The following is a 14,980-nucleotide window of genomic DNA, read 5'->3' on the forward strand; positions in this document are numbered from 1 at the left end:
GGGCGGCCGCGCACGCACCGGACGCGGCCGTGCCTCTTCGACAGCGCGGGCCGGCGCGCAGGTTCCCGTCGCCCGGCAGGGAAATGCCCGGAAACACCTTCGCCGGAACCCACTACGGGTACATCCGCCCCACGCCTGGGCTTGCCGGCTGGGCTACATTGAATGCGGATATTCCTGCCGTATTCCTGCCGGGCGCCGGGCGCGCCCGCTTCAATGACTAGGAGATGTCATGCCGTATTCCGCCGTCCTCCTCCAGCCATCCTGCAACTCCGGCACAGGCTTGCGGCGCGCGCTGGCCGCCGCGCTGCTCGCCCTGCTGCCCGGCCTTGCCTCCCTCGCGCACGCGGCGCCGCTCTACCGCTACACCTACACCGGGCTGCCCTACAGCCAGGGCGACGGCAACACCTATGGCGGCGGCAACACCGCGGAGAGCTTCCTGTCCGCCGAGATCACCTCGCGCATCCCGCTCGCCGCCGGGCTGGGCAATCTGATCAACACGCCGGGCCTGAGCTTCCGCATGTGGGACGACAATAGCGATTTCACCTACCAGAAGACGGTGACGCCCTACCACTTCGAGGCCAGCATCATCTTTGCCGAGCTGGATGCTGCCGGCGTGCCCATCTCGTGGGAACTGAGCCTGCAGCTCATCACTTACGACCCGGATCGCCTCGACCCATACACCCACGGGCTCTACAGCAGCAACTGGGCCGGCGCCTGGCTTGAACCCCAGGCGGATACCAACTCGGCCGGCGGCAGGGGCGGCGCCGATACCTTCGGCGCCTCCTTCAACAACCCCGGCAGTTGGCAGCTCACCGTCCTGAATGTGCAGGCGCTGCCGGAACCGGCCTCCTCAGCCCTGCTGCTCGGCGGCCTGGGCGCCCTCGCCCTGCTGCGCAAGCGCCGCCGCGCCGCTCAGCCCTGATAAGCCAGAACCTCGCCGATGGAGCGCGCACCCGGCGCCCAGGCCTCCATCGCCAGGCCCGTCAGCACCAGGAAGACCGCCGTCAGCAGGAAAGGCAGCGCCGTGCGGCGGCAGGCGGTCACCAGCCAGTGGTCCGCGTCGTCCCCGGTGCGCCGCAGGCGGCGGTAGAGCGAGTAGGAGAGCACGCCGTCGAACAGCAGTTCGGCGAACAAGGCCGGCGCGAGGTAGATCAGGTAGAAGGACGCCAGCATCAGGCCGAGGCAGAAAACCACTACCGCCAGCGGAATCGCCAGTTCGTCCGCGTCCGCCACCGAGGCCGCGCCCTTGCCCAGGGACCAGCCGCTGTCCGCCTCCGCCGGCAAGGGCACGGCCGCCGGAGCCTCGAAGGAAGCGCTGGCGCCGCCGCCGGCGAAATCACCGCCACCTCCGCTGCGCGGCGCCGCCAGCCGGCCGCCGCTCCCCGGATTCCAGTTGAAATCGCCGCTCACCAGGTCGCCGAAGCCGGGATCGTCGCCGCGGTTGCGCAGCCACAGCCACAGCATGAAGAGGAAGAAACCGTAGGCCAGGCCCAGCGCCAGCGGATAACGCACCGCCATGGAGTCGATCCCGGCCAGCAGCATCAGGAAGGAGCACAGCAGGCCGGCCAGGCCGGTGAGCAGCACGATCAAGGCCATCTGCAGCCGGGGCCAGCCATTCTGTTCCAGCCGGTGTTGCAGGCGCAGCACCGCTTTCGATCGAATCCGCAGTTTTCGGCCCATGAAATCTCCATAGGGGATGAAGGCGAGATTGAAGGCAAACACCGCCGTCCGCAGGGGCAGGCGGCGGCGGATTCTAATCAATCTGCGTTTTTCCCTCTCCCCAACCGGTCACGCTCCATGTCTTTTCCACGGCAAACCCGCGGACATCGCAGCACCAGGCCCGAACCTCCGGGCCGCCCAGCCCTAGGAGGAACACGCCGTGACGAACGCGCCGCCCCGCAGTCGTGCCATCACGAAGCCCCTGTCGAATCCCCAGTCCACCGTGGACAGGTTCGAGATCGACCCCGAGTGGTGCAGCACCTTCTACCCTGCTTTCCCTAGCGGCTGGTGACAGCGGGCTGCATTTATGTCTCCAGCATTTTCCTCTACGAGTTGGATGTCCTCGGCGCGCCGACGCTGTGGAGCGTGGTGCTGGATTACGAGTACAGCGCGGACGATGACCCCGACGTATTCCGCGGGAGATACATGCTCACCGAGAACTGGGGCCCTCCGGCGCGGTCGAGCCGCAGGATCTGCATGTCGCCGGTGCCTGGCCCGCCGGCTGGAGCCCGGTAGGCGCCAGCCGCGACAACCCCGGCTACTGGACGCCGGAAATCCTCGGCGTGCCCGAACCCTCGGCCCTCGCCCCGAGCCTGAACGGCCTGATGGGACTGATCGGCCTGCGGACCGGGGTGCAGCAACGATCTCCGGGTCACCATCCACGATCGAATGACGGCTTCTCGACGCCCGGGCCCCCGGGGGAACGCCGTTTGCTGTATCAGCGCACCGTCTCCTGACTCCGGCCGTCGATGCGCTACTTCGCCCTCGCCTTTCTCCTCGCCCTGCTCGTCCTCGCCTGGCAGTTGCACAGCGGCCGCATCGCCATTCCGCCGCAGTGGAACCCCTGGGCGCCGCTGGAGGTGGCTGCCGCACCCAACTGGCTCACCCGCTACAAGCTGCAGCGCCTGAACGGCGACCCGGTGCGCTGCCGGGCGGTGCTGGAACAGGCCGGGCTGCGGCAAACGGCGGTGCCGGATCGGGACATGGGCAATGGCTGTGGCTGGAAGAACGCGGTGCGCGTCAGCGACGAGCGCTTTGCGCCCGCTTTCACACTTACCTGCACCGCGGCGGTGTCGCTGGCGATGTGGGAGCGCCACACGCTGCAACCCGCCGCCCAGGCCCACTTCGGCCAGCCGCTCACGCGGGTCGAACATCTGGGCAGCTACGCCTGCCGCAATGTGCGCGGCGGCGCCGGCGAAGGAAGCCGCCGCAGCCAGCATGCCACTGCCAATGCCTTCGATGCCGCCGCCTTCCGCCTCGAAAACGGCCGCCGCATCCGCATCCTCGGCCACTGGCACGGCAGCGGCGCCGAAGCGGCCTTCCTGCGCGACGCCCGCGACGGCGCCTGCCGCTTCTTCAACGGCACCCTGAGCCCGGACTACAACCAGGCCCACCAGGACCACTTCCACCTGGACTGGGGCGGCTACCGGATGTGCCGTTAGCGGCGCCCCGGCATGTCAGGCAGGCACCTCAGTTCGCCCGGGTAAGATGCTTGTTGCTGATCTCCCGCGCGGCCGCAATCAACGCGGCGCCGTCCAGCCCCTTGGCCTTCACCTCCTCGATCCACTCGGCTTCCACGCTTTCCGCCGCCTTGCGCATCGCCTCATAGTCTTCCAGCTTCTGTACCACCAGCGTGTTGCCCAGCGCGGCGGCGCGCTTGCGCGAGGCTTCGGTGGCGCGGTCCCAGGAGGCGCCGAACTTCTCGACCAACGGCAGGCCGCTGTTGCGGTCTATGACCGCCTTCAGCTCGGCCGGCAGCCCCTCGTATTTCTTCTTGTTCATCAGCAGCGCCATGGAGACGGCGAAATAGGCCGGCTTGCCGGCGGGCGGTTCGGTATGGAAACGGGCGATCTCGTCGAGCTTGATCGCGGTGACCAGTTCCCACGGCGCCAGCGCGCCGTCGGCCACCCCGCGGGAGACGCTCTCGGTGATGGCACTGGCGGGCATGTTCACCGGCGCGGCGCCAAGAGCGGAGAGCAGCCTGGAAGATACGCGCGAAGGCGAGCGCAGCTTCATCCCCTTCATGTCCGCCAGCGTCTGCACCGGCGCCTTCACCGCGTTCAGGTTCTGGCCGCTGCCGCTGTGCAGGGCCAGCACCTTGTAGCGCTCGAAATCCTTGCGTGCGTGCTGCTCGTAGTAGGCCCACATCGCCCGGCTGCCGCCCAGGCCGTCCGCCGGCACCACGAAGGGCAGCTCGATGGCCTCCATCGCCGGGAACAGGTTGGGGGTGTAGCTGGGAGAGGTCCACACCACGTCGGCGATGCCGTCGCGCACATGGCTGATCAGGTTGGGCGGCGTGCCGCCTATGGCCATCGCCGGATACAGCTCGCATTGCAGGCCGCCACTGGATTCCTCGCGCAGGGTTTCGCACCAGGGCTCCAGCACATCGCGCTGCAGGTTGGAAATCGAGGGCAGGAAGTGGGCGACCTTGATCTTCACCGGCGCGGTCTGCGCCTGGGCCGCCACGGCGGTTGCGGCCAGGACGGCGGCGAGGATGAGCTTGAGCTTCATGCGGTGTCTCCTTGTTCTGAGATGGGAAAGCGGCCCGTCACCGCGGGCCTTGCGTGGCAAAGTGGGCGCGCGGCCCCGGGGCGCTGCGGCCGGGGCTTCCGCACGCGGGCGGGAATGACGCACCGCAGCCGGCATCAGCCGGGGCGGGCAGCCTCAGGGCCTCCAGGCCTTCAGGCCGCCAGCCCGAGCAGCCGGGCGGCGTTGTCCTTGAGGATGCGTTGATGCAGCTCCGGCTTGAAGCCGGCCTCCTTGAAGTCCGCCAGCCAGCGTTCCGGGGTGATCAGCGGGAAGTCGGTGCCGAACAGCACCCTGTCCTTCAGCAGGGTGTTGGCGTACTGCACCAGCGGTTTGGGGAAGTACTTGGGCGACCAGCCGGAGAGGTCTATCCACACATTGGGCTTGTGCAGGCACAGCGACAGCGCCTCGTCCTGCCACGGCCAGGAGGGGTGGGCGATGACGAACTGCATGTCGGGGAAGTCGATGGCGGCGTCTTCCAGGTGCATCGGGTTGGAATACTCCAGCTTCAGCCCGCCGCCGCCGCGCATGCCGGTGCCCATGCCGGAATGGCCGCTGTGGAAGATGGCCGGCAGCTTGTATTCGGCGATCACCTCGTACAGGGGCCAGGCCATGCGGTCGTAGGGGTGGAATCCCATCATGGTGGGGTGGAACTTGAAGCCGCGCACGCCGTGGTCCTCGATCAGCCGGCGGGCTTCGCGCGCGCCCATCTTGCCCTTGTGCGGATCGATGCTGGCGAAGGCGATCATCATGTCGCTGTTGGCCATGGCCGCTTCGGCGATTTCCTCGTTGGGGATGCGGCGGCGGCCGACGTGGGCTTCGCAATCCACGGTGAACATCACCAGCCCGAGCTTGCGCTCGCGGTAGTAGGCGATGGTCTCGGCGATGGTGGGCCGGCGGTCGGAACCGAAGTAGCGGTCGGCCGCGCGGTCGTATTCCTCGCCGTAGGGGTCCGGCGGCTGGCAGCAGGAGACTTCGGCGTGGGTGTGGATGTCGATGGCGACCAGTTCTTCCAGCTTCATGATGCGGTTCTCCTTGCGGCCGGTCAGGCGCCGGCGGGGGCGTTGAGCTGCCGCGCCAGCTCGAGGTAGAAGCCGAGGCTGGCGGGGTTGGCCATGGTGTCCGGGTTGGCGACCTTGGCCGGGTCGCCGCCCAGCAGCAGCTTGCGCACCGGCACTTCCATCTTCTTGCCGGTGAGGGTGTGCGGAATCTCCGCCACCGCGTAGATCTCGTTGGGCACATGGCGCGGCGAGGCCTTGCTGCGGATCTGGCCGCGGATGCGGTCCTTCAGCGCCTCGTCCAGCACGAAGCCGGGGCGCAGCACCACGAACAGCGGCATGAAGGATTCGCGGCCCAGGTATTCCAGGTCCACCACCATGCAGTCGCGTATCTCCGGCAGTTCTTCCACCACCCGGTAGATTTCGGCGGTGCCCATGCGGATGCCGTGGCGGTTGATGGTGGAATCCGAACGGCCGTAGATCACCGAGCTGCCGTAGGGGGTGAAGCGTATCCAGTCGCCATGGCGCCACAGGCCGGGATAGACGTCGAAGTAGCTGTCCAGGTAGCGGCGGTTGCCCTCGTCGTTCCAGAAGAACAGCGGCATGGAGGGCATGGGCTTGGTGATGACCAGTTCGCCCACTTCATCCACCACCGCCTCGCCCGCTTCGTTGAAGGCATAGGCAGCCACGCCCAGTTCGGGGCACTGGATTTCGCCGGCATGCACCGGCAGCGTGGGCGCGCAGGCGACGAAGCCGGAGGCGATGTCGGTGCCGCCGCTGATGGAGGCCAGCCAGATGTCCTGTTTCACCCGGGTGTGCACCCACTCGTAAGCCTCGAGTGGCAAGGGCGAGCCGGTGGCATTGATCGAGCGCAGGGCGGTGAAGCCGGCGTACTCCCGCGGTGCCAGGCCGTCCTTCATGCAGTTGATGAGGTAGGCGGCGCCGCAGCCGAAGTGGGTGAGCCGCGCCTCGTCGATGAAGCGCCACAGCGCGTCGCCATCCGGCGCGGCCGGGTTGCCGTCGTACAGCACCATGGTGGCCCCGGTGAGCAGGCCGCCCACCATCAGGTTCCATACCACCCAGCCGGTGCCGGCGAGGAAGAGCATGCGGTCGCCCTCGCGCAGGTCGTGCTGCAGCACCATGGTCTTGAGGTGGGTGAGCACGATGCCGCCGTGGCCGTGCACCATGGCCTTGGGCAGGCCGGTGGTGCCGGAGGAGTAGACGATCCACAGCGGGTGGTCGAAGGGGAGGCGGTTGAAGCGGAGCGGCGCCGGCTTCTCCACCGCGTCCGCCCAGGTGAGGCGGTTGCGCCAGGGCGGCGGCGTGGTGCCGGCGCCGGGGCCGCGCACATGGATGACGTGGCGCACCGTGGGCAATTGCTCCAGCAGCTCGGCGACCAGGCCGCTGCGGTCGAACAGCTTGCCGTTGTAGCGGTAGCTGTCGATGGCGAAGATGACCTTGGGCTCGATCTGGCGGAAGCGGTCCAGCACCACGCTGGCGCCCATGTCCTGCGCGCAGCTGGACCAGATGGCGCCCAGGCTGGCGGTGGCGAGGAAGGCGGCCACCGTCTGCGGCAGGTTGGGCATGTAGGAGACGACGCGGTCGCCCGGGCCCACGCCCAGTTCGCGCAGCGTGGCGGCGAGGGCGCCGGTGGTGGCGGCCAGCTCGGCCCAGCTCACCTCGTACTGCTCGCCGGCCTCGTTGCGCACGATGAGCGCCGGCCGTTCAGAGGAAGCGCGGCGGAAGATGTGCTCCGCGTAGTTCAGGCGGGCATTGGGAAACCACTGCGCCCCCGGCATCTCCTGCGAGGCCAGGACCGGCTCCGGGCTGCCATCGGCCTGGATGTCGAAGTAGTCCCACACCTCGCGCCAGAAGCTGTCCAGCTTATCCACCGACCATTGCCACAAGGCGCGGTAATCCGCGCCATCCACACCGTGGCGGCTGCCGATACGGCGGCCGAAATCGCTCAACGGCGCCTGCGCCAGCATCCCGGCATCCGGCGTCCACAGCACCTGTCCCTGCGCTATGCCCATGTCGTCCTCCATTCCCTTGTCCGGCCGTCTCTGCCCGACGGGCGCGACAGCATCTGGGGCGGAGTCTATTTTTTGGCGGCGGCGGAGGACAAACTTAGCCGTCCTAGTCCCGTATGATCATGGTCGTCCACCGCCGTCCGCCGGAAACAGCCGGACGCCGCAGCCTCCGCCTTCAGCCTTGCCGGCCCGCCTCGAGCGCCCGACGGTTGGCGGAGCCAGGTGCGCGGCTTCGACAGCGGCAATCCGGGCAGGCGCAGCTTTGCTGCCGGACGGCGGGCAGCGCCCCGGTACAGCGCAGTGAAAACGAGGTGACCGGCAAGCGTCGCCTGACGATAATTAGTCTCGAATGATCATTCCCATCTTCATCGTCTCGCCTGTCCCGCCAAGCCACTCATGAAACCCTCCCGTCTGCACCGCCGAGCCAGCACCACGCCGGAGATCCGCGGCTACATCCGCGACTCGGACAAGACCGTGAGCGCACTGGCCGCGGAGCTGGGCATCAGCCGCAACACCGTGCGCAAATGGCGGGAGCGGGCCTCGGTGGAAGACAGGCCGCACACGCCGCTGCAGCTGCGCACCGCACTGCGCCCCGGCGAGGAAACCTTGGCCCTGCTGCTGCGCCATGTACTCGCGCTGCCGCTGGATGACCTGCTGACGCTGCTGCGGGAAAGCACCGGCTGTGCCGCCTCCCGCTCCGGGCTGGACCGCTGCCTGCGGCGCCACCATTTCGCCCGCCTGCCGGCGGGCAAGGCCGGGCGCGAAGCCTCGCCCGGCATAGTGGAACTGCACTGGCTGCGGCTGCGCACCTTGCCCACCGGCCTGCTGCTCGGCGTGGATCGCCACAGTCGCTGGGCGGGCTGCGCACCGCTGCACACCACCCGCCCGGCCAACTGCCGCGCCGCCCTGCTCGCCCTCGCCGCCGCTGCGCCTTTCCCGGTACGCAACTGGCTGGTCGCCGAAGAGAGTTTCGACCCTGCCCTGCGCTGGCTGGCGGAAGAAGAGCGCTACATCCTGTTCCGCAGCACCATACGCGCCTCCGCCAAGCGGCTGGCAGCCCTGTTCTCCAACGAGGCCCGCGGCGTGCTGGCACCGCTGCTGCCGCGCTTGATAGGCGACGCGCCCTCGCCCAGCCTGCCGCCGGCGCTGCTGCAGGTGCTGGAGCGCTACAACCAGGGCTTCCGCCCGCGCCTGCTGGGCGGGCGCTCGCCGCTGGAAGTCATCGCTGCGGGCCCTGCAACCCAACCCGCAGCGGCCTGGGCGACCAACCCGCCCTCCCCTCGCCCCGCCGCGGAGGCGCCGGGCATCGTCTTCCCTGCCCTCGCCGCCAGCGCCAGCCGGCAACGCAGCCGGCCGGTCTCGCTCGGCGCCCTGCCCGGCCTGGTCGGCTACCGCATCCGCGAGACCCAGCTCGCCCTGTTCAAGGATTTCGAGCATGAAATAGGCGCGCTCAACCTCACCCCCAGCGCCTTCAGCATGCTGGAGCTGCTCAGTTGCAACCCCGGCCTGTCCGCCGCCCGCCTGGCCATGCTCATCCAGGTCGAGCCTGCCGCCCTGGCGCCGGTGGTCGACAGATTGCTGGCCCTGGGCCTGCTGCAGCGCGCCGGCCCCGCCGGCCGCCGCGGCCCGTTGCTGCTCACCGCCGACGGCGTCGCCGCCCACCGCCAGGCCACCGCCCTGATCGCCCGCCACGAGGCCCGGGCGCTGCGGGGATTCAGCAAACGGGAGCTGGCGCAGTTGATGAAGGCGCTGGAACGGGTAGTGGGCAATCTGGCCAGCGCGAAATGAACGGCCGATGCCGCCAGGAAAAGAGCCCCGCCGCTGAACTGGCAGCGGGGCACGGGAAGATCGCCGGGCAGAAGGGAGAGAGGCCAGCCGCGCCGCTGGTGATGGCAAGCCCGGCGGGATGGCGGGGGTAGGGTTGCCGCCCGCCTGGCCCGGCCCCCGTGGCCAGCAAGAGGGCCGGGAAAGCTGCCTGGGTCAGGCAGCTGGAATCAAGCGCCGGCGAACATCGGCGCGGCGCGGCGCCGCATCACGTCGGAGTACTTCAGCTTGCCGCCTGCCACCAGTTCCTTCAGCACCGTCTTCAACTGGTTGTCCAGCGTGCCGGTCAGCGCCTTCTCCGGCGTCGCCGCCATTGCCGGAATGAACACCAGGCCTATCCAGGTGGTGATCGAATCCTTGTTGGTGGCCTTGCTCACCACGGCGCCGCTGGTATCGGCCAGCTTCGCTTCCAGCGTGTAATTGTCGGTGGCCGCCGCCGGAATCACGCCGAAGGTGAAGCCGGAGATGAAACCGGCCGCCATCGCCAGACCGGTGTTGCTGTGGTTATAGATGTCCAGCCGCAGGGTGTAGTCCGCAGCCGCCTTGTCGGCTTCATCGAAGCTGTGGCGGGAGAACATGCCGGAGTCGCCCAGGCTCTTGCCCACCAGTTCGTGGATCTTGTCCCGGATTACCAGGATCTCCGTCACCGGCGCGCCCGGCTCACCGCGGAAGAAATGCGTTTCGACGAAAACCGAAGGCTTGTTTTGATAGCCGGAAACGTCCGGCAGCGCGCCGGCGTCGGCAATTTCGTTGTTCCTGAAAGAGGCGCAGCCCGACAGCACCGCTGCCGCGCAAAGCATGGCAACCCAACCCTTGAATCCCATTTTCGGCACTCACCCTTTGATTTGAAATGAAACGCTGAGAAAGCAGGCGCACAAACGCCGGCACACGTCGGGCCCCGCGGACCGGCCACCACGGCCGTTGTCCGCAAGCCCGCCGGCACACGCTCCCTTCCTGTTCCGGGGGTTGAGCGCGGCCCTCCCTGTTGGTGCCCGCGCGGGCGAAGCGGTGATACCGCCCCGGGGCGCGACGGGGCGGGATTGTATGCACTCTGCAACAAAATGGAAGCGCGCCGGTGGCGCAGCCTGTCATGCGGGGCGGGGAGATTGCCCTGCCGTCAGACGATGCTGTCGACAATTCCGCCCTCCACCCGCAGCGCAGCGCCGGTGGTGCAACTGGCCTGGGGCGAGGCGGCGTAGACACAAAGGTGGGCGACCTCGTCCGGCTCGGCGAAGCGGCCGATCAGCGAGCTGGGGCGATTCTCGGGGACGAAGCGGGCCTTCATCTCCTCATGGCTCAGGCCTCTCTCCGCGGCCATTTCCTCCACCATGGCGCGGGTGCCAGCGGTGTAGGTCGGGCCCGGCAGGATGGCATTCACGGTGACGCCGCTGCCGGCCAGCGCCTTCGCCAACCCGCGCGACAAGCCCAGCAGGGCGGCCTTGGTAACGCCGTAATGCAGCATGTCCGGCGGAATGTTGATTGCCGACTCACTGGAGATGAACTGGATGCGCCCCCAGTGCCGGGCCCGCATGCCCTGGGCGTAGTGGCGCGACAGGCGCACGCCGCTCATGACGTTGACCTGGAACAGATGCTCCCAGTCGGCGTCGTCCAGGGCGAAGAACTCCCGCGTCTCGTAGATGCCGAGCACATTCACCAGGATGTCGGTCTCCGGCTGGGCGACGATCAGCGCGGCGCAGCCCTCCGCGCCGCCCAGGTCCGCCACTACCGCGCTGTAGCTGCCCTGCGGGCTGCGCCTGCGCAGGTCCTCGCAAGCGGCGGCGGTCTTGGCCTCCTCGCGGCCGGTGACGATCACATGGGCGCCGGCCTTGCCCAGGCCCTCGGCCACCGCGAAGCCTATGCCGTCGGTGGAACCGGTAACGATTGCACGCTTGCCGGAGAGATCGATGTTCATGGCGCTTCCTCCCCGCATCGCCGGTGTGGATGGATGCGGCGGAGGAAAGCCGCCCCGCGCCGCCCGGGCGGATCAAGGATGCGGATCACACCCGCCCGGAAGCTGGCAGGCGTGCAAGCGCCATTCCCTGGAGGCGGAACAGGGGAAAGTCGTGGCGGCGGGAAGGAAAACAGGAAGGAGGCGCCGCCGCCAGGGATGGCCCCGCGGGCAGCGTCCTCCGGCCTCGGCGGCCGGCTCAAGCCCAGTGCTCAAGCGCCGGCCAATCCCGCGCCGGAGAGGGCGAAGCTCAGCTACCCGGGAGGCTGCGGCTGTTGTCGCCGGCGGCCGATGCCGATTGCGTCGGCAGCACGTAGCGCAGCTCCGCCGTCGGCGGTGCGGCACTGCCATCGGCCTCCACGCCTTGCGCCAGCAGCTTGTCCTTGATGCGCTCGGCGATCTCGTCCTCGACGGCGGCGCGCTCCTCGGCCGGCATGGCGGCCAGATCCTCTTCGGTCAGGCCCATGTCCCGGAGGATGGCGTCGCGCATGCGCTCGGCCGGCGTCTTTTCCATGTAGTCGCGGAAATCCGCCAGCACCTTCTCTTCGCGCAGGCGCTGCATCTCCGCCTTGTCCTGGGCAGTCATCACCGTCTTGGCCGGCGTCTCGGTGCTGGCGCTGTCGCTGCCGCCGCCCACCTGGCGCGCCTTGGCCAGCGCGGCCTGGAAGCTGGCCTGGCTGTCGCCGCCGGCGGCGGCGGAGGAATAGGTCTTGAACGTGGTGCTGTCGTAGCTGGTATCGATCTTCATGGCGAACGTCTCCACTCGCATTGGCCCCGGCCGCTACGCAAGCTGCGTACCAATCCGGATACATGCATGCAGACACGGGGATTTCGCCTCGCGCCCCGGGCGCGGGAAGCGGCAGACTCCGCCGCTCGCCGGCAAAAGCTGCCGTCTTGGGCGGCCGGCGGGCGGCAACAAACGCCGCGGCCACGCCGCATACCCCCTCCGGGGGATAATCCCGTGCTTGCCCTGCCCTCCATGGCGAAGGAGAACAACATGAGCCAGTCCCGCGACCGCACCCCCGCTCCGCTTGCCGCCCGCGCCCTGTCGCCGCGCACCCTCACCGCCCAGGCCCTGGGCCGCATCGCCGAGCCCTACCGCGACCTGGTGCCGCCGCTGCACCCTTCCACCACCTTCGAACGCGCCGGCGACGGCAGCTACCCCGGCGGCCGCCTGTACTCCCGCGACTTCAGCCCCGCCTACGACCAGGCCGAGGAACTGCTCACCACGCTGGAGGGCGGCCATCAATCCCTGCTGTTCGCCTCCGGCATGGCCGCCGCCACCGCGGTGCTGCAGGCGCTGGAGCCTGGCCAGCGCATCGTCGCCTGCCGCTCCATGTACTGGGCGCTGCGCAACTGGCTGGTGGCCTTCGCCCAACAGTGGAAGCTGGACCTCGCCTTCTACGACAATGCCGACCTGGACGGCATGGTCGCCCTGCTGCGCGAGGCGCCGACCACCTTGCTGTGGCTGGAGACGCCGGCCAACCCGACCTGGGAGGTGATAGACATCGCCGCCGCCGTCGGCGCCGCCCGCGCCGGCGGCACCACGGTGCTGGTGGATTCCACCGTCGCCACCCCGGTGTTCAGCCAGCCGCTGAAGCTGGGCGCGGACATCGTCATGCACTCCGCCACCAAGTACCTCAACGGCCACTCCGACGTCATCGCCGGCGCCCTGGTGTGCCGCGAGGATGGTCCGCTGTGGCAGCGCATCCGCCGCAACCGCAACCTCGGCGGCGCGGTGCTCGGCCCCTTCGAGGCCTGGCTGCTGCTGCGCGGCATGCGCACCCTGCAGCTGCGGGTGCAGCAATCCGCCGCCAACGCGCTCGCCATCGCCCAGGCGCTGGACGGCCACCCCGGCCTGGTGGAAGTGCTCTACCCCGGCCTGCCCGGCCACCCGCAGCACGCCATCGCCGCACGCCAGATGCAGGGCGGCTTCGGCGGCATGCTCTCCATCCGCACCACCGGCGGCGAAGCGCGTTCGCGCGAAGTCACCGCCCGCCTGCAGATATTCAAGCGCGCTACTTCGCTGGGTTCGGTCGAGAGCCTGGCCGAGCACCGCGCCAGCGTGGAAGGCCCCGGCAGCCCCTGCCCGCCAGACCTGATCCGGCTGTCGGTCGGCATCGAGGCGGTGGACGACCTGATAGACGACCTGAAGGAAGCGCTGGCGGACTGAGCGCCAGCCCGCGAGCCGGTGGCGCAGCTCGCCGGCATCGAGCCGGCGGCGCGGCGCAAGCTGGAATACCTGGATGCGGCAGACGATTCAAACGAGCTGCGCACTCCGCCCGACAACAGGCTGGAAGCCTTGCGCGGAAAGCGGACCGGCCGGCGCAGCATCCGTATCAACGCCCCCTGCGGAAGATCCAGCCCCGCCACGCGGCCTGACCCACCGCCTCAGCGCAGCGGCGCGCCATCCCCCGCCAGCAGCAGGTTCACCGTCTTCATCGCCTCCAGGTTGCTGAGGATGCCGGCGTGGCTGTCGTCGAAGCCGTAGATGCGCTCGGCCTGGGTCTGGGCTTCGGCGGCGAGTTCGCTGGCGACGGTGACCACGCCATCGTTGGCGCGGCCGAGGGTGTTGCCGCCACCGTAGGTGAACAGCAGGTGGTGGCGGGTGCCGGCGGGCAGGAACTGCACCTGGGCGCCCGCCTCCTGGCCGGTGTAGAAGAGCTCCCGCAGGTAGCTGCTGCCGGGCACGATGTCGCGCCACACCGGCACCACCACCGGCGAGGAGGTAATGCCGCGCAGGGCCGCCTCGTGCCCACCCCAGGGGGTGGACAGGCTGATGAACAACGGTACTTCGGCCGGCGCGTTGCGCTCGGCACGGCGCAGCAGGAAGCCGCGCGCCACCAGCCCGCCCATGCTGTGGGCGACGAGGTGGAAGCGCTTCACCTGGTAGTGCAGCTCCAGCTCCAGCATGGTGCTGGTGAGGATATCCACCGTGGTATCCAGGCCGAGCCCGGAGGCGTAGGAGAACACCCAGGGCTGGAAGCGCTTGCGGTCCAGCTGGCCGACCAGGGCGGAGAAATCGCGCGGCGAGCCGTTGATGCCATGCACGAACACCACCGGGATCTTGTCCGGGTCGTAAGGTTCCAGCAGGTAGAGGCCGCTGCGGCCGGCGAGGATGAAATCCAGCGGACGCCAGCTGCTGGCGGCGGCGATTTCCGGGTCGAAGCGGGCGTCCTCCAGCGTGGTGACGTCGCCGAAGGAGAGCAACTGGCCGCCGCTGACGGCGGGCCGGTCCACCGCCGGCCGCGGCCGCAGCTGGCCGAGGGTGGGCAGGCCGATCGCCGTCGCCGCGCCCGGCGTCGCCTCCGCCGGCACCCGCAGGGCAATGTCGGCGAAGACCTTGCCGGCGCTGCAGCTCATGCTGCTCCCGGGATCGAAGGTCAGCAGGGGTTCGCCGGCATCGTGGCGGAAGTTGCCATTGCTGTCGCGGAAGGCGGCCAGGCCATAGTTGCCGGGGCCGACGATGAAGCCCCAGGCGCCTTCCCGCTCCATGACGAAGTAATCGACCTGGCGCCAGGCGGGCTGCGCCGCGTCTGAGGCCGCCGCGTCGTCATGCAGCAGCGCCACCACATACGGGCCGGCAGCCCCGCCATCGTCGGCCAGCGTGCCGGCGATGGAGCAGGCGGTGGACATCTGCGCCAGCTGGCCGCGCAGCGAGAACATCATGCAGCCGCTGCTGGCCAGCGCCAGCAGCATCACCGCGAGCAGCGCCAGCGCCCGCCGCAGCGCCGATGCGGTGAAAAAGCCGGCCCCCGGTACCCGGCCCCGGTATGGCTTGCGTGTGCGGAGCGCAAGAGTCGCCATCGGATTTCCCCGCCGTGATGAAAGACGCCATCCGGGACAGGACGGCGCAGGACAAGCGGGATTATCGCGATGACGGCAGGGCAAGGTCCAGCCGGACAGCCGCGCCGGGCGGGCTTCTGCGCAGCGCA

The 14,980-nt window shown here is 69.2% G+C and carries 13 protein-coding genes; 5 read left to right on the forward strand and 8 right to left on the reverse strand.

All coding sequences use genetic code 11. The features are described from left to right. Window positions 1–229 precede the first annotated feature (229 nt). Window positions 230–922, forward strand: a complete 693-nt coding sequence (locus C7389_RS01165) for a PEP-CTERM sorting domain-containing protein (RefSeq protein ID WP_133587533.1) — start codon at window positions 230–232, stop codon at window positions 920–922. Here the strand turns inward: C7389_RS01165 and C7389_RS01170 are convergent. Next, window positions 913–1,680 (reverse strand): hypothetical protein, encoded by a 768-nt coding sequence (locus tag C7389_RS01170; RefSeq protein ID WP_211168455.1) that lies wholly within the window; start codon window positions 1,678–1,680, stop codon window positions 913–915. The genes C7389_RS01165 and C7389_RS01170 overlap by 10 nt on opposite strands. A 788-nt stretch (window positions 1,681–2,468) precedes the next feature. On the opposite strand from C7389_RS01170, the gene C7389_RS01175 reads away from it, so the two are divergent. Beyond that, entirely contained in the window at window positions 2,469–3,161 is a 693-nt protein-coding gene (locus C7389_RS01175; RefSeq protein WP_133587535.1) for an extensin-like domain-containing protein, read from the forward strand. 28 nt (window positions 3,162–3,189) lie between these two features. Here the strand turns inward: C7389_RS01175 and C7389_RS01180 are convergent, their stop codons facing one another. The 3 genes from C7389_RS01180 to C7389_RS01190 all read right to left on the reverse strand — a co-directional run bounded on the left by C7389_RS01180 (window position 3,190) and on the right by C7389_RS01190 (window position 7,288). Next, complete coding sequence (locus tag C7389_RS01180; RefSeq protein ID WP_162851630.1) at window positions 3,190–4,230, reverse strand: TRAP transporter substrate-binding protein; 1,041 nt, start codon at window positions 4,228–4,230, stop codon at window positions 3,190–3,192. Window positions 4,231–4,400: 170 nt separating this feature from the next. Continuing rightward, complete coding sequence (locus tag C7389_RS01185) at window positions 4,401–5,267, reverse strand: amidohydrolase family protein (RefSeq protein ID WP_133587539.1); 867 nt, start codon at window positions 5,265–5,267, stop codon at window positions 4,401–4,403. A gap of 23 nt (window positions 5,268–5,290) precedes the next feature. Beyond that, complete coding sequence (locus C7389_RS01190; RefSeq protein ID WP_211168456.1) at window positions 5,291–7,288, reverse strand: acetoacetate--CoA ligase; 1,998 nt, start codon at window positions 7,286–7,288, stop codon at window positions 5,291–5,293. A gap of 381 nt (window positions 7,289–7,669) precedes the next feature. Between C7389_RS01190 and C7389_RS01195 the strand changes: the two genes are divergently transcribed. Further along, the gene (locus C7389_RS01195; RefSeq protein ID WP_133587541.1) at window positions 7,670–9,061 is read left to right on the forward strand and encodes a MarR family transcriptional regulator; all 1,392 of its coding nucleotides are present in this window, start codon (window positions 7,670–7,672) and stop codon (window positions 9,059–9,061) included. A gap of 206 nt (window positions 9,062–9,267) precedes the next feature. Here C7389_RS01195 and C7389_RS01200 read toward each other — a convergent pair whose 3' ends face one another. The 3 genes from C7389_RS01200 to C7389_RS01210 all read right to left on the reverse strand — a co-directional run bounded on the left by C7389_RS01200 (window position 9,268) and on the right by C7389_RS01210 (window position 11,793). Continuing rightward, window positions 9,268–9,897 (reverse strand): hypothetical protein, encoded by a 630-nt coding sequence (locus tag C7389_RS01200; protein ID WP_133587543.1) that lies wholly within the window; start codon window positions 9,895–9,897, stop codon window positions 9,268–9,270. Window positions 9,898–10,214: 317 nt separating this feature from the next. After that, entirely contained in the window at window positions 10,215–11,009 is a 795-nt protein-coding gene (locus tag C7389_RS01205) for an SDR family NAD(P)-dependent oxidoreductase (protein ID WP_133587545.1), read from the reverse strand. A 286-nt stretch (window positions 11,010–11,295) separates the two neighbouring features. Further along, window positions 11,296–11,793 carry a hypothetical protein gene (locus C7389_RS01210; protein ID WP_133587546.1) on the reverse strand — a complete coding sequence of 166 codons (498 nt, stop codon included), beginning with the start codon at window positions 11,791–11,793 and terminating at the stop codon, window positions 11,296–11,298. A 249-nt stretch (window positions 11,794–12,042) separates the two neighbouring features. On the opposite strand from C7389_RS01210, the gene C7389_RS01215 reads away from it, so the two are divergent. Together C7389_RS01215 and C7389_RS01220 are read left to right on the forward strand one after the other, a co-directional pair. Beyond that, window positions 12,043–13,218, forward strand: coding sequence for a trans-sulfuration enzyme family protein (locus C7389_RS01215; protein ID WP_133587548.1), 1,176 nt, complete (start codon window positions 12,043–12,045; stop codon window positions 13,216–13,218). An 18-nt stretch (window positions 13,219–13,236) separates the two neighbouring features. Further along, window positions 13,237–13,536 carry a type II toxin-antitoxin system RelE/ParE family toxin gene (locus C7389_RS01220; RefSeq protein WP_133587550.1) on the forward strand — a complete coding sequence of 100 codons (300 nt, stop codon included), beginning with the start codon at window positions 13,237–13,239 and terminating at the stop codon, window positions 13,534–13,536. Here C7389_RS01220 and C7389_RS01225 read toward each other — a convergent pair. Then, window positions 13,437–14,852 carry a lipase family alpha/beta hydrolase gene (locus C7389_RS01225; protein ID WP_133587552.1) on the reverse strand — a complete coding sequence of 472 codons (1,416 nt, stop codon included), beginning with the start codon at window positions 14,850–14,852 and terminating at the stop codon, window positions 13,437–13,439. The two genes, C7389_RS01220 and C7389_RS01225, sit on opposite strands and share 100 nt — an antisense overlap. Window positions 14,853–14,980 lie beyond the last annotated feature (128 nt).

The organism is Azoarcus indigens, assembly GCF_004361735.1.
In the GTDB taxonomy this organism is placed as follows: Bacteria; Pseudomonadota; Gammaproteobacteria; order Burkholderiales; family Rhodocyclaceae; genus Azoarcus; species Azoarcus indigens.